A 19435-nucleotide genomic window follows, 5' to 3' on the forward strand; every position below is an offset into this window, starting at 1 on the left:
CGACACGGAGCAGGGCCTGATCACTACACTTCGTGACAGATTGGTTCCCTTGCTCGCGGAGGAAAGATGACCGACCCGTTCCTGGATTCGTTGGCCACCGCACTCGGCGGGCAGACCGCAACCGCGCTGGGTGCTGCGGGGACGATGGCCTTGGCCAAGGTCCGCGATCTGCTGCGCCGCAGGTCGCAGCAGGATCCTGACACTCAGGCGGCCCTGGAGGCGGTCGAGCGCGAAGACGCGGGGCCGGCTCAGATCACCGCGCTGTCCGAGCGCTTGGACGAGGTGTGCGCCGAGGACGTGGAGTTCGCCGAGGAGCTGCGCCGCGAAGGAGCTGCCGTGCACAACGAGATCACGGCGTCGGACAACGTGGTCAACATCAACAAGGGCCAGGTCACGAACCTCGTGCAGACCCGCGAGATCAACGGCGGGATCACCTTCAACTAGGTGACTGATCCGATTCGTTGAGCCCGGCGAGATACCGGTTGTACTCGGCCAGTTCCGGATCTTCGTCGGCGTCGACCGGGGGCGCCGGCGGCGGCACGAGCGGCCGCGTCCGGCGTTGTTCCGCTGTCTCGGGTGCTGTCGTCCGCTGCTCTTCCGAAGTTTCGGGTTCGCTGCCGGTTTCGTCCTCGCCGCGCTGCTGAGCGAAGTCCATGCGGACGAGCTTGATCCAGAGGAAGATCGTGAACGCGCCGAACAGCGGCCACTGCAGCGCATAGCCGAGGTTCTGGAAGCTCCCGCCCGCCTCGTGCGCGCGGTCCCACTGCCACACGGCGAGGAAGCCGGTGGCGATCGTGGCCACGATGAACAGCACATGCAGAAGCAGCCAACGTGGGGTCAACAGGCTGCGCAACACGCTTCCGATTCTAGGTGCTCCCCGTCCCCGGCGGCCGCCCGGCATCTGCGGCGACGACCACCGGCCACTGTCGGTGACTTCACCGCCCTCACGCCCACGGGCGCGGTGTGGCCGACCCCACAGGACGGATGTGCCCGCGATCGGATGATGCCCGCACGGCCGTGACAGGAAGGTTCCCTGCTTCACGCCCACCGACGCACCGCGAGGGCCCGGCAGAGCACCAGCAGAACGCCGGTGATCGCAAAGGTCGCCGGATATCCGGTCGCGGCGATGAGCACGCCGAATCCGATGGCCCCGAGTCCGTGGCCGCCGTCGTAGGCGATGTTCCACGCGGTGCTGGCGGTCGCCGAGTCGACCCGTTCCAGCATGAGGATGAGGGTGGTGTTCTGCACCGCGCCGAAACCGGCACCGAACAGCGCCGCGCCGGCCAGGGCGACCGGATCCGCGGTCCACGCGGCCACCGCCAGCAGCAGCACGCCGATGCCGCCGAGCAGGACCGCGGGTCTGAGGACACCTCGCTGGCCCAGCCGGTCCCCCACGTACCCCGCGAGCCACCGGCCGAGCATGGTCGCGGCGGCGAAGACGAGCAGTCCGGCGGGCGCGACCGAGGCATCGACGGCCATCGGGAGGAAGGCGGTCAGGCCGCCGGCCGCCGCGGTGTTGACGACCATGATCGTCCAGGACGGCAGCAAGGCGACCGGACGAGCGGGCGCGGTCCGCTTCGCCTCGCCGAGGTGCACGCGCGCGATCCCCAGGGCGGCCAGCGCGGCCACGAGTGGAACCGCACCGGCGGCCCAGAACAGGGGCTCGAATCCGATCCGCTCACCGAGCCACACCCCCGCCGGTAGCAGTGCGACGTTGGGGAGTCCGATCGCCAGGCCGTAGTAGGCGGCGGCTCTGCCGCGCTGGGCGATCGGCACGAGTTCCGCGGTCAACGCTGAGCCGGTGACGGTCAGGACGCCGAAGCCGATCCCGCGCAGCGCTGACACCCCGAGCAGGGTCGCGATGTCGCTGGACAGCGTGAACAGCGGTGTGGGCGCCCCGATCAAGGCGGTGCCGAGGGCGAACAGCCCGCGGCAGTCGACGCGGCGCAGCAGCCACGGCATCACCAGTTGGGTGAGCACCGTGATCAGCATGAACACCGCGTTCGTCGCGCCGGCCGCGACCTCTCCTGCGCCTCCGGAGACCGCCCACAGCGGCACGACCGGCAGCAGCAGCGCATACCCGGAGAATCCCCCGACCGTCGCGATCAGCAGGAATCGGAAGGATCGCTGTCGCAGCGGTGTCGGGGTGCCGGTGGAGACGGGTGTGCGCACCTGCTCTTGATAAGCCGCTCGAACGGCCCGTGTCCATTCGGGCAGCACCCGAGTTGTCACCTCTTGGCCGATTGTGCGTTTCGGGTCGAGCGATTTGTCTGGAGCGCGTTTCGGCTACGGCAAGGAGTTCGGCAATGCACCGTTTACGAGCACTGGCGCTGGTCGGCGTCGTGGTGGGCGCTGCGTTCGTTCCCTCGACAGCGTCGGCACCGCGCACCGCTGCGGCCCCACCACCGTGCAGCGAGGAGCCGCGAGAGAACCCGATCAGCGAGTTCACCAGCTACGACGAGATGCTGGTGGAACTCGACCGAATCGAACGGGTCAGCGAAGGCCGGGTGACGCTCGAAGAATCGGGCACCTCCAACCAGGGGCGCGGCATGATGCTCGCCCGGGTCGGATCGGGCCCGAAGGTCGTGTTCATCACCGCCGAGATCCACGGCAACGAGAAGACCGGGCCCGACGCCCTGCTGGACGTGGTCGACTACCTGGGAACGTCGGATTCGACTGCGGCTCAGCGGATTCGCGACCAGCTGACCGTGGTGGCGATGCCGAAGATCAACCCGGACGCGGCGTCCCTGGACCGGCGCGGGAACGACATGACCTGGGAGGAGGCGCAGGCGCGGTTCCCCCAGCTGGCCGCGTCGCCTCCGCCCTGGAACTACATCACCGACCAGCGGCAGGGTGACGACTACTCGCAGCGGCCGGGTTTCGACGTCAACCGCGACTACCACCCGGACCTGAACTACCAGCCGCAGCCGCAGGACTTCCCGGGCAGCAGCGACAGCCCGGGTTGGTTCCTCAGCCCGGAGACGCAAACGGTCCGGGACGTCTACAAGCGGCTGCGAGCGGAGTTCGGCGCGGTCGACACCTACGTCGACCTTCATCACCAGGGCGCCTGCTACACGGTGCCGGGAACCGATGACTTCGTGACGATGAGCTTGTCGGGCAAGTTCGTCGCGGACCCGCGCACGCCCGAGGGGTCCGAGTTCGCGGAGTTCGCCGACACGTTCCGGCCGGAGTACTCCCGCCAGCTCAACGTGGCCGCTTACAACGCGCTGCAGGACGCGGCCGAGCGCAACCCGGACTACGGGCACATCACGCTGTACCCGCAGGACATCAACCTGCCGGGCACCGGGCTCGGGGCTTTCCAGCTCAACGGCAGCGGTGCCGTGCTGTTCGAGGTCCGGGGACAGACCCAGACCTTGGGCGAGCAGCACCGGGAAACCCTCACCCGCACCGTCCACATCGGTTTGGACGGGATCCTCTCCTCCATCGCGAGCGGCGAGGTGACCCGGCTCGACCCGGCCGCCTACGACCAGATCCCGCCGACCGACCGCGGTCAGCGGACGCTGGGCGGACAGACGGACATCGAGGGCTGATCCGGCCCACCGCCCCGGTCCCGGACGAGATGGCACGCGGGATGTGACAGGAAGGTTCCCGTACTCACCACCTGCGCGCGTGGGGCCGGTGCGGGGCGAGGATGCGAGGGCGTTGTCGTCCCGTCGAGGACGGGACGACAACGGCTCACTCGTCGAGTTCTTCGAGTGCCGCTTGGGCCGCTTCGAGTTCGGCCCGGAGTTGTTCGACTCGGGCCCGGTGCTGTTCTCGGGCGGCTTCGATCACCGGCTCGACTGCCGCGGCGACGTCGTCGTGCAGGAGCTTGGCCGCCTGCGCGACGGCGTTGGCCGGGACCTGGGTCGGTTTGACCAGCTTGCGCTTGGTGTTGACGACCTCGACGCTCCACTGCCCGTCCTCATCGGCGGTGAGCGTGACCACGGCACCGCCGATCTGGGGCTTGGCCTGTCGCGACTTGCGGCGTGCCGCAGCGGTGTCACCGGATTTCGCAGCGGCCTGCGGTGTCGACGTGGCCGCGGGAGTTGCCGGTTTCGCAGCGGGTTTCTCGACCGGTTTCGCCGCAGCGAGCTGGGCGGGTTTGCTCGCCGGGGCCTTCGTCGGAGCCTTGGCCGGTTCTTGCGGAGCCGGCTTCTTGCGCGGTGGTTTGACCTGGGTGACCTCGGCGGCCGAGAAGGACAGGACGTCCTTCGATCCGGCCGGGCGGACCTGGATGAAGTCCCCTTCGGCCGGTTCGCCGAGCGCGATCACCTTGCCGGAGCGCCCTTCTTGGACGCCGACGGCAGAGCTGGTGAACCACACCGTCGGTGTGGTTCCCGCGCTGAGTTCGTCGCGGATTGCGCGCAGTTCATCGGACGACAGCGGTGACATCGCCGCCCCTAGCTAGGGTGCGCTCCGAACGGAGCTGCTCGACAGTGACCGGATCACTATATCGAACGCTCGTGCGAAGGTTCAACGGGGGCGGCGAGTCGATCACCTCAGCGCGCGGCGACCTCGTAGTCGGAGTAGTCCACCTTCCTGGTGCGCATCCAGTACTTCCAGGTGAAGCCCGGCCACAGCGTGCGGTTCACGCCATTCTCGTCGAGGTACCAGCTGCGGCAGCCGCCGACCGACCAGACCTCCCCGCCGAGCTCGTCCTGGAGCTCGCGGTTGAAGGCATCCTGCACCGGCTGGCGCACGTCGACCTGCCCGATCTCGCCCCGGTGGATGCGGCGGATGCAGTCGATCACGTAGTTCAGCTGGGACTCGATCATGAACACGACCGAGTTGTGCCCGAGGCCGGTGTTCGGCCCGAGCAGGAAGAACAGGTTGGGGAACCCGGAAACGGTGATGCCGAGGTAGGTTTCGGACCCCTCGCGCCAGGTGTCCTGGAGCTTGCGCCCTTCGCGGCCGACGATGGCGAGGTGGTCGTAGGCGTCGGTGACGTGGAAGCCGGTGCCGTAGATGATGGCGTCGACCTCGTGCTCCTGGCCATCGCCGGTGACCACCGAGTTCTTCCGGACCTCGGCGACGCCGCTGGTGTCGACGTCGACGTTGGGCCGGTTGAGCGCCGGGTAGTAGTCGCTGGACAGCAGGATGCGCTTGCAGCCCATCGAGTAGTCCGGCGTGACCGCCTCGCGCAGCTTCGGGTCGGAGATGGTTTTGCTGATGTAGCGCTTGGACAACCACTCGGCGGCCTTGCCCAGCCGCTTGTTGAACACCGCGAAGTAGCGGGCTTCGAGGATCCAGTACACGGCGGCGCGAGCCGCGCGCTGCGTGAGCGGCACGGTGCGGAACAGCTTCTTGACGGACTCGGGGATCGCGCGGTCGGGCTTGGGCTGGATCCACGGGGGCGTGCGCTGGAACAGGTGCAGCTTCTCGGCCTGCTCGGCCACCTTCGGCACGAACTGGATGGCGCTGGCCCCGGTTCCCACGACCGCGACGCGCTTGCCCTTCAAGTCGTAGTCGTGGTTCCACTGCGCCGAGTGGAAGATCTCGCCCTCGAAGTCCTGCACGCCCGGCAGGTCGGGGTAGCTGGGGATGTGCAGGGCGCCGACGCCGGAGACCAGGGCGCGACCGACGTACTCGGTCCCGTCGCCGGTGGTGACCAGCCAGGTCTTGCTCCGCTCGTCGTACTCGGCACCGGTGAACTCCACGCCGTGGTGCACGTGATCGCGGACCTGGTACTTGTCCGCGCAGCGGCTGAGGTAGTCGTTGATCTCGCCCTGCTCGGCGAACAGCCGCGACCAGTTCGGGTTCTGCTCGAACGAGAACGAGTACATCAGCGAGGGAACGTCGCAGGCGCAGCCCGGGTAGGTGTTGTCTCGCCAGGTCCCGCCGAGGTCGTCGGACTTCTCCAGCACGATGAAGTCATCGATCCCGGCCTGCTTGAGCTTGATAGCCATGCCGAGACCGGAGAACCCGGTTCCGACGATGACCACCGAAGTTTCGTATCGACGCTGGCCAGGCGATTGCCTCTGCACCATCAGAGCCCCTCCTCGGACACCGGCACACTATCTACTGATCAGTAGGCTACTACGAGTAGGTTACTTGCGGTAGGGTTGATTCGTGACGAGCTCTCCTGCATTGGGCGGCCGCAAGCGGATGTCCCGCGCCGAACGCGAGGCGCAGATCCTGGAAGTCGCCGAGCGGGTCTTCGCCAGCGACGGCTACCAAGCGAGCTCGATGGACGACATCGCAGGTCAGGTGGGCCTGTCCAAGCCGATGCTCTACGAGTACTTCGGCTCCAAGGAAGGCCTGCTGCTGGCCTGCCTGCGGCGTTCCAAGCGCGAGCTCCTCGAAGCCACGAGTCAGGCCGCGGCCAACGCCACCAGTTCGGAGCAGCTGCTCTACGACTGCATGCTGGCCTTCTTCCGCTTCGGCGACGAGCACCAGCAGGCCTGGGCCCTGCTGCGGAACGAGTTCTCGATCCCCAACGCCTCGGTCAACTCGGAGCTGGAGGCCATCCGCATCCAGCAGCGCGACTTCACCGCGAACCTGCTGCGCCAGGTCCGCAGCGACCTCGACGACGAGCAGGCCGAGGCCTACGCGGAATCGATCATCGGAGCGAGCGAGCGCCTGGCGCTGTGGCGGGAGCACCGGCCGGAGGTCACCGCCGAGAAGGCCACCGAGCACATGATCACGCTGTTCACCCCCGGCCTCGGCTTCTGATCAACACCGCGCCGACCGGCGCATGGGAACCTTCCTGCCATCACCGCGCCCGCGGGCGGTGGCCGGACCGGTGCGAGGGAACCTTCCTGCCACAGCCGCGAGCCGAAGGGGCCGATTCACTCGTTCGGGCTGCATTGGTCGATCACGGCTCAAGATCCTTAACAGCGTCTCCGATGTCGAGTCAGCCGTGCCAACACCTCTGACTCGAGGAGATCCAATCTTGCGCTCCTGGACCACGCGCACAGTCAAGGCGGCCGTCATGGCCGCGGGCCTCGCCACCGTCGGCACCGGTGCCGCGAACGCGGCGGGAACAACCGACATCGACAAGCCCGACCTCACGTCCGTGCCGGACGAGGTCACCGCGGAGATCCCGGCCAACGCCTGCCAGATGCAGGAAGGCCCGTCGTTCAGCCCGACGAAGGCGCCGTGCGCCGACACGCAGCTGAACGTGAGCTCGCCGAACGTCGTCAAGAAGGTCGGCGTGGACATCACCAAGACCGCGCACGGCGTGGCCGGCGAGCTGCAGGACGGCCGTCCCGTGCTCGCCCCGGGCAAGCCGAACCGGGTTCTCGGGCACGTTTTCGCCGAGACCACGCGCGTGTCGAAGATGACCAAGACCCGTCCGACCGTGAGCGGCTCGGTCACCCCGGGCCACCTCGGCGTGGTGTACGAGCACACGCCCGACGCGGCGCTGCTGGACACCGAGATCGGGCCGCGCGAGCCCGGCCACCAGGGCTTCTCCGCGGTGGACACCGCGGTCGCGCTGACCGCCGCGCAGGGCTACGAGTCCGAGCCGGTGAGCAACCCGGTGGCGCTGGTCGCCCCGACGCTCAACAACAACCCGCTGCAGACCTCCGGCGAGCCGGTGACGCTGGCCAAGCCCAGCGATGTGCTGCCCGCCGTGGAGAAGACCCCGGTGCTGTCCGAGGTCGACAAGGCCGTGGGCGGCGTGTCGGACGCTCCGCTCCAGCGGATCAGCGGTGTCCTTCCGAAGAACTGAGAACCCCTGGGGCTTCAGCCGAAATGAAAGTCCATGGTGGAATGTCCGGTTCGCGTCACTCCATCGTGGGTATTCGGCTGAAAACGCCCTTCTGAGTTCGACTTGGACGTGCGCCATGTCGCAGACTCTGCCGCGCGACGCAGGCGAAGCGCAGAAATTCCCTGTGCCGCAAGGGTTCATCCCCTGAAGAACAGTCATCCATAAGGAGAACGACAGTGCGTACCGCTGCACGTATCGCCGGCGTCGCCGGCGCCGCCACCGCCATGCTGGCCCTGGCCGGCCCGGCGTTCGCCGACAGCGCGGACAACGAGGGCGTCAACGGGGCGAACGACAACAACATCAGCGCCGTTCCGGTGCAGCTGTGCGGAGACAACGTCGCCGTCCTCGGCGCGGTTGTCCCGGTCCTGTCGCCGCAGACCCCGCAGTGCGTCAACGCCCCGGTCGTGGACCACCCCGAGGGCTGAACTCGCTGAGCGAGCAACGAGGCGCCGGGTCCTTTCGGGCCCGGCGCCTCGTCATGTCAGCTCGCTGATCACCGTCAGCTCATCGGGCCGACGTGGCCTGCACGATCTCCGCGTCCGGCTCGCCGATGTCGAGCGGCTCACCGTTGGCGGCGCGCTTGACCAGAGACTCCGGCGGCTGGAACCGGTCGCCGTAGCGCTCCGCGAGTTCGCGGGAGCGGGCGACGAAACCGGCCAGACCACCGGGGTATCCGTTCACGTACTGCACGACACCGCCGGTCCACGGCGGGAATCCGATGCCCATGATCGACCCGATGTTGGCGTCCGGCACCGAGGTCAGCACGCCCTCGTCGAAGCACTTCACGGTCTCCAGCGCCTCGGCGAACAACATCCGCTCCTGGAGGTCGACCAGGTCGACCTGGGAAGGATCGGCGTCGGCGGAACCGAAGTTCTCCACCAGCCCCGGCCACAGGCCGGCGCGCTTGCCGTCGGCGTAGTCGTAGAAACCGGCGCCGCCGGACTTGCCGGTGCGGCCGAACTCGTCGACCATCCGGTCGATGATCTGCTCGGCGGGGTGCGGGTCCCACGTGCCACCGGCCGCTTCCACCGCCGCCTTGGTCTCGTCGCGGATCTTGCGCGGCAGCGTCAGGGTCAGCTCGTCGAACAGCTGCAGCACCGGGGCCGGGTAGCCGGCCTGCGAGGACGCCTGCTCGATGGAGGCGGGGTGGACGCCCTCGGCCAGCATCGCCACGCCCTCGTTGATGAAGGTGCCGATGACGCGGCTGGTGAAGAAGCCGCGGCTGTCGTTGACCACGATCGGCGTCTTGTTGATCTGCTGCACGACGTCGAAGGCGCGGGCCAGCGCGCGGTCGCTGGTGCGCTCACCCGAGATGATCTCGACCAGCGGCATCTTGTCGACCGGCGAGAAGAAGTGCAGGCCGATGAAGTCCTCGCGGTTTCGGACACCTTCGGCGAGATCGGTGATCGGCAGCGTCGAGGTGTTCGAGCACAGCAGCGCGTCACCGTCGACGACGTCCTGGATCTCGCCGAAGACCTGGTGCTTGAGCTTGAGGTTCTCGAAGACCGCCTCGATGACCAGATCGCAGCCCGACAGCGGCTCGACCTGATCGGTCGGGGTGATGCGACCCAGCAGCTCGTCGGCCTTCTCCTGGGTGGAACGGCCGCGCGCGACGGCCTTCTCCAGGATCTTCGCCGAGTAGTCCTTGCCCTTCTCGGCGTTCTCCAGCGACACGTCCTTGAGCACGACCTGCATGCCGGCCTTGGCGCAGACGTAGGCGATTCCGGCGCCCATCATGCCGCCGCCGAGCACCGCGACCTTCTTCGCCCGGAACTCCGGCACGCCGTCGGGGCGGCTGCCACCGGCGTTGATGTGCTGAAGGTCGAAGAAGAACGCCTTGCTCATGTTCTTCGCGGTCTGGCCGGTGACCAGCTCCACGAAGTAGCGGCCCTCGATGTCCAGGGCGGTGTCGAAGTCGACCTGGCTGCCCTCGACCGCCGCGGCCATGATGTTGCGCGGCGCCGGCATGGGGGCGCCCTTGAGCTGCTTGCGCAGGTTGGCCGGGAAGGCGGGCAGGTTCGCCGCGAACTTCGGGTTCGACGGGGTGCCGCCGGGGATCTTGTAGCCGTCGGTGTCCCACGGCTGAGCGGCCTCGGGGTTGGCCTTGATCCATTCCTTGGCCTTGCCCAGCAGGTCCTCGGGGGTGTCGACGATCTCGTGGATCAGCCCGGTCTTGAGGGCCTTCTCGGGACGCAGCTGCTGGCCCTGCAGCAGGACGCCCATCAGCGCCTCGGCGATGCCCAGCAGGCGCACGCTGCGCACCACGCCACCGGCGCCGGGCAGCAGTCCCAGGCTGACCTCGGGGAACCCGAAGCGGGCCTTGGGGTTGTTCAGCGCGATGCGGTGGTGGCAGGCCAGCGCGATTTCGAGGCCGCCGCCGAGGGCGGTGCCGTTGAGCGCGGCGACGACGGGCTTGCCGAGGGTTTCCAGGCGGCGCAGCTGCTTCTTCACGTTGGCCGTGGTGGCGCCGACGGTCTCGGCGTCACCGGGCCGGGCCTGGATCAGTTCGCGCAGGTCACCACCGGCGAAGAAGGTCTTCTTCGCGGAGGTGAGGACCACGCCGGTGATGCTGTCGCGCTCGGATTCCAGGCGGTCGAGGACCGCGTCCATGCTCGCCTGGTAGCGCAGGTTCATGGTGTTGGCCTGCTGCTGGGGGTCGTCCAGGGTCAGCACGACGATGCCGTCGGCGTCGGACTCCCAGCGGATGGTGTTCTGCTCGCTCATGTCTGATGTGCCCCTCAGCCGATCCGTTCGACGATGGTCGCGATCCCCATGCCGCCGCCGACGCACAGCGTCGCGAGGCCGTACCGGAGGTTGCGGCGTTCGAGCTCGTCGATGACGGTGCCCAGGATCATGGCCCCGGTGGCGCCCAGCGGGTGGCCCATGGCGATCGCACCGCCGTTGACGTTGACCTTGTCGTGGTCGACGCCGAACTCCTTCATGAACTTCAGCGGCACCGCGGCGAACGCCTCGTTGATCTCGATCAGGTCGATCTGCTCGATGCTCATGCCCGCCTTGGCCAGCGCCTTGCGCGCGGCCGGGCCGGGGCCGGTGAGCATGATGGTCGGGTCGGCGCCCGACAGCGCGGCGGCCACGATGCGGGCGCGCGGCTTGAGGCCGGTGCGCTCACCGAGGTTCTCGCTGCCGATCAGGGCCAGCGCGGCGCCGTCGACGATGCCCGAGGAGTTGCCCGGGGTGTGGACGTGGTCGATCTGCTCGACCCAGTGGTACTGCTGCAGCGCGACGGCGTCGAACCCGCCCATCTCGCCGATGCCGGCGAAGGAGGGCTTGAGCCCGCCGAGGGAGTCGGCGGTGGTGCCTGCGCGGATGTGCTCGTCGCGGTCGAGGACGGTCACGCCGTTGCGGTCCTTGACCGGGACCACGGAGCGGGCGAAGCGGCCGTCGGCCCAGGCCTTGGCGGCGCGGTCCTGCGACTCGGCGGCGTAGGCGTCGACGGTGCCCCGGTCGAAGCCCTCGATGGTGGCGATGAGGTCCGCGCCGATGCCCTGCGGGACGAAGCCGGTCGAGTAGTTGGTCTCCGGGTCCATCGCCCACGCACCGCCGTCGGAGCCCATCGCGACGCGCGACATGCTCTCGACACCGCCTGCGAGGACGGCGTCCTCCCAGCCGGAGCGGACCTTCTGCGCGGCGATGTTGACGGCTTCCAGGCCGGAGGCGCAGAAGCGGTTCAGCTGCACGCCGGCGACCGTGTCGGGCAGCCCTGCGGCGATCGCCGCGGTCTTGGCGATGTCGCCGCCCTGATCGCTGACCGGCGAGACCACGCCGAGGACGACGTCGTCGATCAGCGCGGGGTCGAGCTCGGGGTGGCGGCGCTGCAGCTCCTCGATCAGGCCCACGGTCAGGGAGATGGGTTTCACCCCATGCAACGACCCGTTTTTCTTTCCACGACCCCGCGGTGTGCGGATCGCGTCGTAGACGAACGCCTCGGACATGTGTGGCGTGCCTCCTCATTGCGGCAGGTGCTCCACTCAGAGTGTGACACCAATGCTGTCACAGTCAATGACAATCCTGATGTCCGCCGGAGGGAGCGGGCGGTGTTGGGAGCGCGGGAACCTTTCGTTCACCTTCCCCCCGCAGCGGCGCGCGGCAACTCGGCAGGAAGGTTCCCCTGCTCGGCACCGCACACCCGTCTCAACGACGAAGCGGGGACGCCGCAACGACGTCCCCGCTTCTGGTCACCGACATCACTTCAACAACGTCTCCACGCCCGCGCCGCGGATCGAGGCGTCGAGCACCTGCACCGTGTGCGCCATCGACATGGCCTCGTCGCGTCGTTCCAGCGCCGTGCGGATCTGCATGGAGCAGCCCGGGTTGGCCGTCACCAGCAGCTGAGCGCCGGTGTCGAGCACGTTGGCGGCCTTGCGGTCACCGAGCTCCCGGGCGGGCTCGGGTTGCAGCAGGTTGTAGACGCCCGCCGAGCCGCAGCACAGCTCGGCGCGGTTGATCTCGGTGAGCTGCAGCCCCGGGATGGCTCGCAGCAGCTCGCGCGGCTGCGAGCGGATTCCCTGACCGTGGGCCAGGTGGCACGCGTCGTGGTAGGCGACCTTCACCGGCAGCGGGTGCCGCTCGGCCACGGGACCGAGTTCCACCAGGAGTTCGGCGATGTCGCGGACCTTCGAGGAGAACCGCTCGGCCTTCTCCCGGTAAACCGGGTCGTCCTGGAGCAGTCGCGGGTACTCCTTGAGCGTGGAGCCGCACCCGGCGGAGTTGATGACCACGTGGTCCACCCCGGCTGCCTCGAAGCTGTCGAGCAGGTCGCGGGCGAAGGCCACCGCTTCGGCTTCGCGCCCCGAGTGCTCGCTGAGCGCACCGCAGCAGCCCTGCGCGGGCGGGACGACGACGTCGCAGCCCTCGGCGGCGAGGATGCGGGCGGTGGCCGCGTTGACGTCGGGGAAGAACGCCGACTGGACGCAGCCCGTGATCATGCCGACGGTCGCGCGCTTGGCCGAGCGGGCCGGGATCCGCGCGGGGAGCTTCTCGGCGCGGTTGATCGGCGGCGCCAGGGATTCCATGACCTGCAGGCCTGCGGGCAGCTTGGCCATCAGCCCGGTGCGCTTGAGCAGCCTGCCCAGGCGCGTGCGCTGGTAGAGAGCGAGCGGGCCGCGCATCGCGCGCAGCCGCTTCGGATATGGGAAGAGCGTGAAGATGATGGTGCGCATCAACTTCTCGAAGCGCCCGCGTTCGTGGCGCCGCTCGACCTGCGCGCGCGTCTCGGTGATCAGCGTGCCGTACTGCACGCCGGACGGGCAGGCGGTCACGCAGGCCATGCAGCCCAGGCAGGCGTCGAAGTGCTCGACCATGTTGTCGGTGAGCGGTTCGCCTTCGAGTCCTTCCTTCATCAGGTAGATGCGTCCGCGCGGGGAGTCCATCTCCTCGCCCCACAGGTCGTAGGTGGGGCAGCTGGGCAGGCAGAACCCGCAGTGCACGCAGTCGTCGATGAGTTCGCGCTGGGGCGGGTGAAAGGCGTCGAAGGCGCCGGGGCGGGCCGGGGTCTCGGTCATCAGATTCCTCCCACGAACCGGCCGGGGGCGAGCCGGTGTTGCGGATCGAACTGGTCCTTGGTGCGGCGCATCAGCGCGAGCGGTCCGGCGGCGATCGGGCCCCACGGGTCCACGGCCTGGAGCACCTCGCGCGGGGCGCGTTCGAGCACCGCGTAGTCGCCGCGGTCGCGCAGTCGCGAGGTGAGCCGCGCGATCGCGGTCGGGTCGGAGTCGGCCGGGAGGCCCAGGTGCAGGACACCGAGCCCGATCGCGCCGCGCACGGACACCGGCAGCTCACCGGCGAGCTGTTCGACGGCGCCCAGCAGATCGCGCATGCCGGTGGGCTCGGCTCCGACGCGCAGCCCGGTGCCGTCGGGGGTGAAGGGATGCTTCCCCCACCACTGCGGCGGCTGGTCGACGACGTCGCCGCCGATCTCGGCCGCCAGCTCCAGCGCGCGGGCGTGGGTGGCAGAAGGGCGTCCTTCCACCTGTCCGCAGACCGTGAAGGGACCTCCTGCGGGACGGTCGACCTCGATGGCGGTCGGCATCGCCTGCGAGTGGCGGATGGTGTCCGCGGCGGCCGCCGCTGCTGCGGCGTCGTCGGTGGTGACGGTGATCCACCGGTGCTCGTCGGCGACGGGGTGCAACCGGAACACGGCTTCAGTGATGACGCCGAGGGTCCCGAACGAACCGGTGTAGAGCTTGCAGAGGTCGTAGCCGGCGACGTTCTTGACGACCTTGCCGCCCGCGGTGGTGACGGTGCCGTCGGCGAGCACCACGGTGATGCCGATCAGCAGGTCGCGGACGCCGCCGAACAGGTGCCTGCACGGTCCGGAGTTCGCGGTGGCGATGACGCCGCCGACGGTGGCGGAGTCGATGGGCTGGTCGATGGCCAGTTGTTGCCCGCCGCTGCGGACGGTCCGGTTGATCTCGGCGATGGGGGTGCCGGCCAGCGCGTGCACGACGAGGTCGCCCGCGGCGTGCTCGACGACCTCGTTGGCCGGTGAGAGGTCCAGCAGCAGGTCGACGTCGCGGGGCGGGGCGCCCCAGTCGAGCTTGCTGCCGGAGCCCTTGGGCACGACGCGCAGCTGGTGTTCCGCGGCGACCTTCATCGCGGCCGCCGCCTGCTCGGTTCCCTCCACTGCGGCCACCAGGGAGTGGCCGATCCCGTGGTCCTGGTCGTTCGCCGCGCGGACGTGGTCGGCGCCGAGCGCGGCGACCAGTGCGTCGTGGGCGGCTTCGGTGGTCTTCGTGGGCATCAGAACTGGTCCGCCAATCCCGCTTCGGTCAGGGGGTGCACGCCGGTGCGCCGGCCCGGCACTTCTCCGCACAGCCGGGGTGTGGGGAAGACCTTGCCGGGGTTGCAGATCCCGACCGGGTCGAACGCGCAGCGCACCCGCTGCATGGTGTCGAGGTCGTCGGCGGTGAACATGCGCCCCATGTACTTGACCTTGTCCGCCCCGACTCCGTGCTCGCCGGTGATGGAGCCGCCGTGCTCGATGCACAGGTCGAGGATCGCGCCGGAGACGGCTTCGGCGCGCTCGCCCGCGCCGGGTTCGGCGTCGTCGAAGAGCACGAGCGGGTGGAGGTTCCCGTCGCCGGCGTGGAAGACGTTGGCCACGCGCACACCGGATTCGCTGGACAGGCGGGCGATGCGGCCCAGCACCTCGGGCAGCGCGGTGCGCGGGATGACCCCGTCCTGGACGATGTAGTCGGGGCTGATGCGGCCGACGGCGGCGAAGGCCGATTTGCGGCCTTTCCAGATCATGGCCCGCTCGGCGTCGTCGGCGGCGACGCGGATCTCGAAGGCGCCGTGGGCGCGGCAGTGCCGTTCGACCTCGGTGAAGGTGTGCTCGACCTCGGCCGCGGGCCCGTCCAGCTCGACGACCAGCACGGCGCCCGCCCCGTCCGGATATCCGCACTGCACGGCCTGTTCCGCGGCCTCGATGGCGAGCGCGTCCATCATCTCGATGGCCGCCGGCGTCACGCCGTCGGCGATGATGGCCGACACCGCGGCACCCGCTTCGTCGGTGGACGGGAACCCCGCGAGCAGGGTTTGCACGGATTCCGGTTTGCGCAGCAGCCGCACGGTGATCTTGGTGACGACGCCGAGGGTGCCTTCGCTGCCGATGAAGGCCCCCAACAGGTCGTAGCCGGGAGCGTCGCGCGCGTCGGACCCGAGTTCGACGAGTTCTCCGTCGGGGGTGACGACTTCCATGCCGAGGATGTGGTTGACGGTGAAGCCGTACTTCAGGCAGTGCGCGCCGCCGGAGTTCTCGGCCACGTTGCCGCCGACCGAGCACACCTGCTGGCTGGAGGGGTCGGGGGCGAAGTAGTAGCCGTGCGGCGCAGCGGCTTTGGTGACGTCCAGGTTGATCACGCCGGGTTCGACGACGGCGCGCTCGTTCGCGGTGTCGATCTCCAGGATGCGGCGCATCTTGGAGGTGACCACCAGAACTCCGGAGGAGTGCGGGAGCGCACCGCCGGACAGGCCGGTTCCGGATCCTCGTGCGACGAAGGGGATCTCGTGCGCGGCGCAGGCTCGCACGACATCGCGGACCTGCTCGGCGGTCTCGGGCAGCACGACCACGGCCGGGACGACCCGGTGGCTGGCGAGTCCGTCGCATTCGTAGGTCCGCAGCCGCTGCGGATCGGTGATCACCGCTCCGTCGGGCAAGGCCGCGCGGAATTCCCCTATCGCGGTGTCCAGCGCGGTCGGGCCTCCCGCCGCGCGCTCGGCTTCGACACTGGCCGACTGCATTGTTCAGCCTCCCGGGAAACTTCCGCCTAGCAGAAAAGTGGTTCCGTGAAAGGAAATCCTAGGTTGCTCACAACATAGATACAAGAGGTGGACAAGATGCGCGTGCTCACCCCGAGTGTGCCCGAATATGCACTTCACAGACGATCTCCGCAGGGCGGCGCCGCCCCGGAGACGTGGAAGAAAGGTTCCCTTCCTCCCGGCCGCTAGAGCTCCGCGAGCGACCGCGCGGAAGGGAAGGCCCCTTCACCCAGCCGCTCCACCGCACGCAGCACGTGCCCGCTGGGGAACCGGTAGCGCAGCCGGTCGGGCACCGCCTTGCCCGCGGCGCGGAACGCACGCGCACCGGCCGTGGTGGCCGACTCCGGCAGCGGCGTCCGGCCGTGCAGGTCGTGCGCCCAGTTCGGCAGCAGCGAGTACGCCAGCCGCCCGATCGGCAGATACCCCAGGTTCAGCGGCCGCCAGCGCCTGGCGCGCAACGGGTGGTGCAGGAACCGGAACACGACCTCCGACTCGTCCGTGCGCGCCAGCTCCGGGCGCACCCGCCGGAAGTAGTCCGCCACCTCGCCACGCGAACCGGGCACCCGCTGCGGATCGAGCCCCACGAGCTCGGCGGAACGGCGCTGCTCGTCGAGGTAGCGGTCGTGCTGGGCGTCGGTGAGCGGAAAACCCGCGCGCCGCACCACCTCCGCGAACGTGGCGACCTCCGCGCAGTGCACCCACAGCAGCAGATCCGGGTCGTCGAGCCGGATCCGCTCACCCGTCCTCGGATCGCTGGCGCTCAGCGCGCGATGCACGTGGCGGACGCGTTCCGCAGCGGCAGCGGCCTTGTCGGTGGTGCCGTAGGTGGCCACACCCACGAAGTCGCTGGTGCGGCGCAACCGGCCGATCGGGTCCTGCTGGAACCGCGAGTTCTGCACCACCGCGGCCACCGCCCGCGGGTGCAGGGCCTGCAGGAAGAGGCTGCAGATCCCCGCGATCCACATCGTCGGATCACCGTGCAGCTGCCAGGTCACCGTCCTGGGCCCGAACAAGCCCTCGTCGACCGCCACCGACTCACCCTCCCGTCACCAGCACCGGCACCAGCTGCTCGGCGGCGGTCAGCGACCCGTGGTGGCCCCGCAACGCCGACTCCCCCGGCTCGACCGCGGAACGGATCACCCCGCCGGTGCGCATGATCGCCAGCACGTCGCCGATGCGCGGTGCCACCTCCGCCGACACCGGGCCGAAGTAGCCCTCGTCGATCGCCTGCTCGCCGGTCATCACCGCACCGGCCGGACCGACGGTGTCCCGCCAGGCGGCGAGCACGTCGCCTCGCGCACCCGCCCGCGCGTAGACGTGGCGGACGCGCACCTCTCCGCCGAGCAACCGGACCCCTTCGCTCAGCGCGGGATCGCTGTCGGCGTCGATCGCCTCGGCAGGGTCGAGGTCGACCATGCCGTGGTCGGCCACGACTCCGAGCACCGCTCCCGGCGGGAGCGCTTCGGCGATCATCCGCACGAACGCGTCGACCTGCCGCAACTGCATGCGCCACGGGACCGACCCCGGCCCGTGGACGTGTCCCAGCAGGTCAACGCCCCCGTGGTAGCCGTAGCAGAGGGTCGGTCCGGGGCTCTCGGCTGCGGCGAGGAGCTCGGCGGCGAGATCGCCCAGCTCCCGCACGCCCCGGAACCGGCCGCCGCGCAGCGAGGCCCGGGTCAGACCGGTGCCCTCGAAGTGCGGCGGCACGGCGGTGCGCACGTCCACGCCCGCGGCCACGGCGCGTTCCAGAACGGTGGTGTGCGGCTGCACCTGCTCGGGAGGCCACTTCTCGATCAGGCTGCTGCGCTCGTCGTCGGCACCGCCGGGGGCGCTGCGCGCCGTCCAGCTCAGGGGGTGCAGCAGCCCGCCGCCCGGTTCGGCGAAGGTGTAGCCGACGAGCCCGTGCTCGCCCGCGCACCGGCCGGTGGCCAGCGAGGTGATGCTGGTGACGGTGGTGGTGGGGAACCCCGCTGTCAGCGGCGGCGTGGTCTGCAGGCTCGACAGGAACGGGGCATCGACAGCGTGCTCGCGCAGCAGTTCGTGGCCGAGCCCGTCGACGAGCAGCACCAGGGCGTTGCGGCACGGCGGGATGCCGATGGTGTCGGTGAAGCCCTCGACGCCCATCGCGGACAGCATCGAGGGCAGGACGTCGCGCAGCGCGCGACCGCTGGGATCGGGGGCGACGATCCAGTCCACGGCTCGCCTCCTTCGCGGCGGGGCGCGGTGACCGGCGGGCGCCGGTCACCGCCGGCACCGTCAGAATCCCATGGACCGGCCGATGATCTCCTTCATGATCTCGGTCGTACCGCCGTAGATGGTCTGCACCCGGGAGTCCAGGTATGCCTTGGCCACCGGGTACTCGGTCATGTAGCCGAAGCCGCCGTGCAGCTGCAGGCAGCGGTCGATGACGCGCTTGTTGAGCTCGCTGAGCCACCACTTGGCCATCGCTGCGTGCTCGACGCTCAGCTCGCCGCGCACGTGGTCGCACACGCAGCGGTCGGCGAAGACCTGGCCGATCTCGACCTCGGTGGCCATCTCGGCGAGCTCGAACCGGGTGTTCTGGAACTTGCCGATAGGACGGCCGAAGGCGGTGCGCTCGCGGCAGTAGTCCTTGGTGAGCTCGAGGATCTTGGTGGCCGAGGCGATGGCGGCGACGCCGATCGACAGCCGTTCCTGCGGCAGGTTCTGCATCAGGTAGACGAAGCCCTGCCCCTCCTCGCCGAGGAGGTTGCGGGCCGGTACCCGCACGTCGTGGAAGAACAGCTCGGCGGTGTCCTGCGACTTCTGGCCGATCTTGTCGAGGTTGCGGCCGCGTTCGAAGCCCGGCATGTCGCGCTCGACGACCAGCAGGCTGATGCCCTGGTGCCCGGCGTCGGGATCGGTGCGGGCCACCACGATCACCAGGTCGGACATGATGCCGTTGCTGATGAAGGTCTTCTGCCCGTTGAGCACGTACTCGTCGCCGTCGCGGATCGCGGTGGTGCGGATGCCCTGCAGGTCGCTGCCCGCACCGGGTTCGGTCATGGCGATGGCCGAGATGAGCTCACCGGAGCAGAACCCGGGCAGCCAGCGCTGCTTCTGCTCGTCGTTGGCCAACCTCATCAGGTAGGGCGCGACGATGTCGTTGTGCAGGGGCGATCCGAACCCGGAAACGCCTGCGGCGACGAGCTCCTCGTCGAACACGACGTTGAACCGGAAGTCGTCGACTCCCCCGCCGCCGAACTCGTCGTCTACGGCGAAGCCGAGGAGTCCCTGCGCACCGGCGGCGCGCCAGGCCTCCCTGCTGACCTGACCGGCTTCTTCCCACTCCTGCACGTGCGGCACGAGTTCCTTGGTGACGAAGGTCCGAACCGTGTCGCGGAACGCCTCGTGCTCGGACTCGAACAACTCCCTGCGCATCATCACGCATCCTTTTCGTTCGTGGCGGGCAGTGGGAGGAAG

General features: G+C 69.3%; 17 protein-coding genes. 5 read left to right on the plus strand and 12 right to left on the minus strand.

Annotated elements, in window-relative coordinates; genetic code table 11:
• The first annotated feature begins 66 nt into the window (after window positions 1-66).
• Window positions 67-444, plus strand: coding sequence for a hypothetical protein (locus QFW96_RS09020; RefSeq protein ID WP_281455088.1), 378 nt, complete (start codon window positions 67-69; stop codon window positions 442-444).
• On the opposite strand, the gene QFW96_RS09025 is transcribed toward QFW96_RS09020, so the two are convergent.
• Complete coding sequence (locus QFW96_RS09025; protein WP_281455089.1) at window positions 437-856, minus strand: hypothetical protein; 420 nt, start codon at window positions 854-856, stop codon at window positions 437-439. The two genes, QFW96_RS09020 and QFW96_RS09025, sit on opposite strands and share 8 nt — an antisense overlap.
• 182 nt (window positions 857-1038) lie before the next feature.
• A complete protein-coding gene (locus tag QFW96_RS09030) occupies window positions 1039-2172 on the minus strand; it encodes an MFS transporter (RefSeq protein ID WP_281455090.1) in 1134 nt (377 codons plus the stop codon).
• A 134-nt stretch (window positions 2173-2306) separates the two neighbouring features.
• On the opposite strand from QFW96_RS09030, the gene QFW96_RS09035 reads away from it, so the two are divergent.
• Complete coding sequence (locus tag QFW96_RS09035; RefSeq protein WP_281455091.1) at window positions 2307-3551, plus strand: M14 family zinc carboxypeptidase; 1245 nt, start codon at window positions 2307-2309, stop codon at window positions 3549-3551.
• Window positions 3552-3696: 145 nt separating this feature from the next.
• Here the strand turns inward: QFW96_RS09035 and QFW96_RS09040 are convergent, their stop codons facing one another.
• Window positions 3697-4395, minus strand: a complete 699-nt coding sequence (locus tag QFW96_RS09040; RefSeq protein WP_281455092.1) for a DUF6319 family protein — start codon at window positions 4393-4395, stop codon at window positions 3697-3699.
• A gap of 107 nt (window positions 4396-4502) precedes the next feature.
• Window positions 4503-5990: a flavin-containing monooxygenase gene (locus QFW96_RS09045; protein WP_281455093.1), complete on the minus strand. Its 1488-nt coding sequence runs from the start codon at window positions 5988-5990 to the stop codon at window positions 4503-4505.
• 82 nt (window positions 5991-6072) lie between these two features.
• Here QFW96_RS09045 and QFW96_RS09050 point away from each other — a divergent pair, with 82 nt between their 5' ends.
• From QFW96_RS09050 to QFW96_RS09060, 3 genes are all read left to right on the plus strand, one after another.
• Window positions 6073-6675 carry a TetR/AcrR family transcriptional regulator gene (locus QFW96_RS09050; protein ID WP_343231366.1) on the plus strand — a complete coding sequence of 201 codons (603 nt, stop codon included), beginning with the start codon at window positions 6073-6075 and terminating at the stop codon, window positions 6673-6675.
• A gap of 220 nt (window positions 6676-6895) precedes the next feature.
• Window positions 6896-7675 (plus strand): hypothetical protein, encoded by a 780-nt coding sequence (locus QFW96_RS09055; protein ID WP_281455094.1) that lies wholly within the window; start codon window positions 6896-6898, stop codon window positions 7673-7675.
• A 215-nt stretch (window positions 7676-7890) separates the two neighbouring features.
• Window positions 7891-8139: a hypothetical protein gene (locus QFW96_RS09060; RefSeq protein WP_245775586.1), complete on the plus strand. Its 249-nt coding sequence runs from the start codon at window positions 7891-7893 to the stop codon at window positions 8137-8139.
• Between the two features lie 79 nt (window positions 8140-8218).
• On the opposite strand, the gene QFW96_RS09065 is transcribed toward QFW96_RS09060, so the two are convergent.
• The 8 genes from QFW96_RS09065 to QFW96_RS09100 form a co-directional block, all read right to left on the minus strand.
• Entirely contained in the window at window positions 8219-10438 is a 2220-nt protein-coding gene (locus QFW96_RS09065; RefSeq protein ID WP_281455095.1) for a 3-hydroxyacyl-CoA dehydrogenase NAD-binding domain-containing protein, read from the minus strand.
• A gap of 14 nt (window positions 10439-10452) precedes the next feature.
• Window positions 10453-11667 (minus strand): acetyl-CoA C-acetyltransferase, encoded by a 1215-nt coding sequence (locus tag QFW96_RS09070; RefSeq protein WP_281455096.1) that lies wholly within the window; start codon window positions 11665-11667, stop codon window positions 10453-10455.
• Between the two features lie 252 nt (window positions 11668-11919).
• Complete coding sequence (locus QFW96_RS09075) at window positions 11920-13236, minus strand: (Fe-S)-binding protein (RefSeq protein WP_281455097.1); 1317 nt, start codon at window positions 13234-13236, stop codon at window positions 11920-11922.
• Window positions 13236-14474 (minus strand): FAD-binding oxidoreductase, encoded by a 1239-nt coding sequence (locus QFW96_RS09080; RefSeq protein ID WP_281455098.1) that lies wholly within the window; start codon window positions 14472-14474, stop codon window positions 13236-13238. Before QFW96_RS09080 ends, QFW96_RS09075 begins: the two co-directional genes overlap by 1 nt.
• Window positions 14474-15976: an FAD-linked oxidase C-terminal domain-containing protein gene (locus tag QFW96_RS09085; RefSeq protein WP_281455099.1), complete on the minus strand. Its 1503-nt coding sequence runs from the start codon at window positions 15974-15976 to the stop codon at window positions 14474-14476. Before QFW96_RS09085 ends, QFW96_RS09080 begins: the two co-directional genes overlap by 1 nt.
• Window positions 15977-16179: 203 nt before the next feature.
• Window positions 16180-17025 (minus strand): oxygenase MpaB family protein, encoded by an 846-nt coding sequence (locus tag QFW96_RS09090; protein ID WP_281455100.1) that lies wholly within the window; start codon window positions 17023-17025, stop codon window positions 16180-16182.
• Between the two features lie 4 nt (window positions 17026-17029).
• Complete coding sequence (locus QFW96_RS09095) at window positions 17030-18190, minus strand: alkaline phosphatase family protein (protein ID WP_281455101.1); 1161 nt, start codon at window positions 18188-18190, stop codon at window positions 17030-17032.
• A gap of 60 nt (window positions 18191-18250) precedes the next feature.
• Window positions 18251-19393 (minus strand): acyl-CoA dehydrogenase family protein, encoded by a 1143-nt coding sequence (locus QFW96_RS09100; RefSeq protein ID WP_281455184.1) that lies wholly within the window; start codon window positions 19391-19393, stop codon window positions 18251-18253.
• Between the last annotated feature and the right edge of the window lie 42 nt (window positions 19394-19435).

The sequence above is a fragment of the Saccharopolyspora ipomoeae genome, from assembly GCF_029952525.1.
Classification (GTDB): domain Bacteria; phylum Actinomycetota; class Actinomycetes; order Mycobacteriales; family Pseudonocardiaceae; genus Saccharopolyspora; species Saccharopolyspora ipomoeae.

Excerpts from the sequence above, each read along its gene's own strand:
- QFW96_RS09100 (WP_281455184.1), bottom strand. The coding sequence starts at position 19,393 with ATGCGCAGGGAGTTGTTCGAGTCCGAGCACGAGGCGTTCCGCGACACG.
- QFW96_RS09085 (WP_281455099.1), bottom strand. The coding sequence starts at position 15,976 with ATGCAGTCGGCCAGTGTCGAAGCCGAGCGCGCGGCGGGAGGCCCGACC.
- QFW96_RS09040 (WP_281455092.1), bottom strand. The coding sequence starts at position 4,395 with ATGTCACCGCTGTCGTCCGATGAACTGCGCGCAATCCGCGACGAACTC.
- QFW96_RS09045 (WP_281455093.1), bottom strand. The coding sequence starts at position 5,990 with ATGGTGCAGAGGCAATCGCCTGGCCAGCGTCGATACGAAACTTCGGTG.
- QFW96_RS09075 (WP_281455097.1), bottom strand. The coding sequence starts at position 13,236 with ATGACCGAGACCCCGGCCCGCCCCGGCGCCTTCGACGCCTTTCACCCG.
- QFW96_RS09080 (WP_281455098.1), bottom strand. The coding sequence starts at position 14,474 with ATGCCCACGAAGACCACCGAAGCCGCCCACGACGCACTGGTCGCCGCG.
- QFW96_RS09065 (WP_281455095.1), bottom strand. The coding sequence starts at position 10,438 with ATGAGCGAGCAGAACACCATCCGCTGGGAGTCCGACGCCGACGGCATC.
- QFW96_RS09020 (WP_281455088.1), top strand. The coding sequence starts at position 67 with ATGACCGACCCGTTCCTGGATTCGTTGGCCACCGCACTCGGCGGGCAG.
- QFW96_RS09070 (WP_281455096.1), bottom strand. The coding sequence starts at position 11,667 with ATGTCCGAGGCGTTCGTCTACGACGCGATCCGCACACCGCGGGGTCGT.
- QFW96_RS09035 (WP_281455091.1), top strand. The coding sequence starts at position 2,307 with ATGCACCGTTTACGAGCACTGGCGCTGGTCGGCGTCGTGGTGGGCGCT.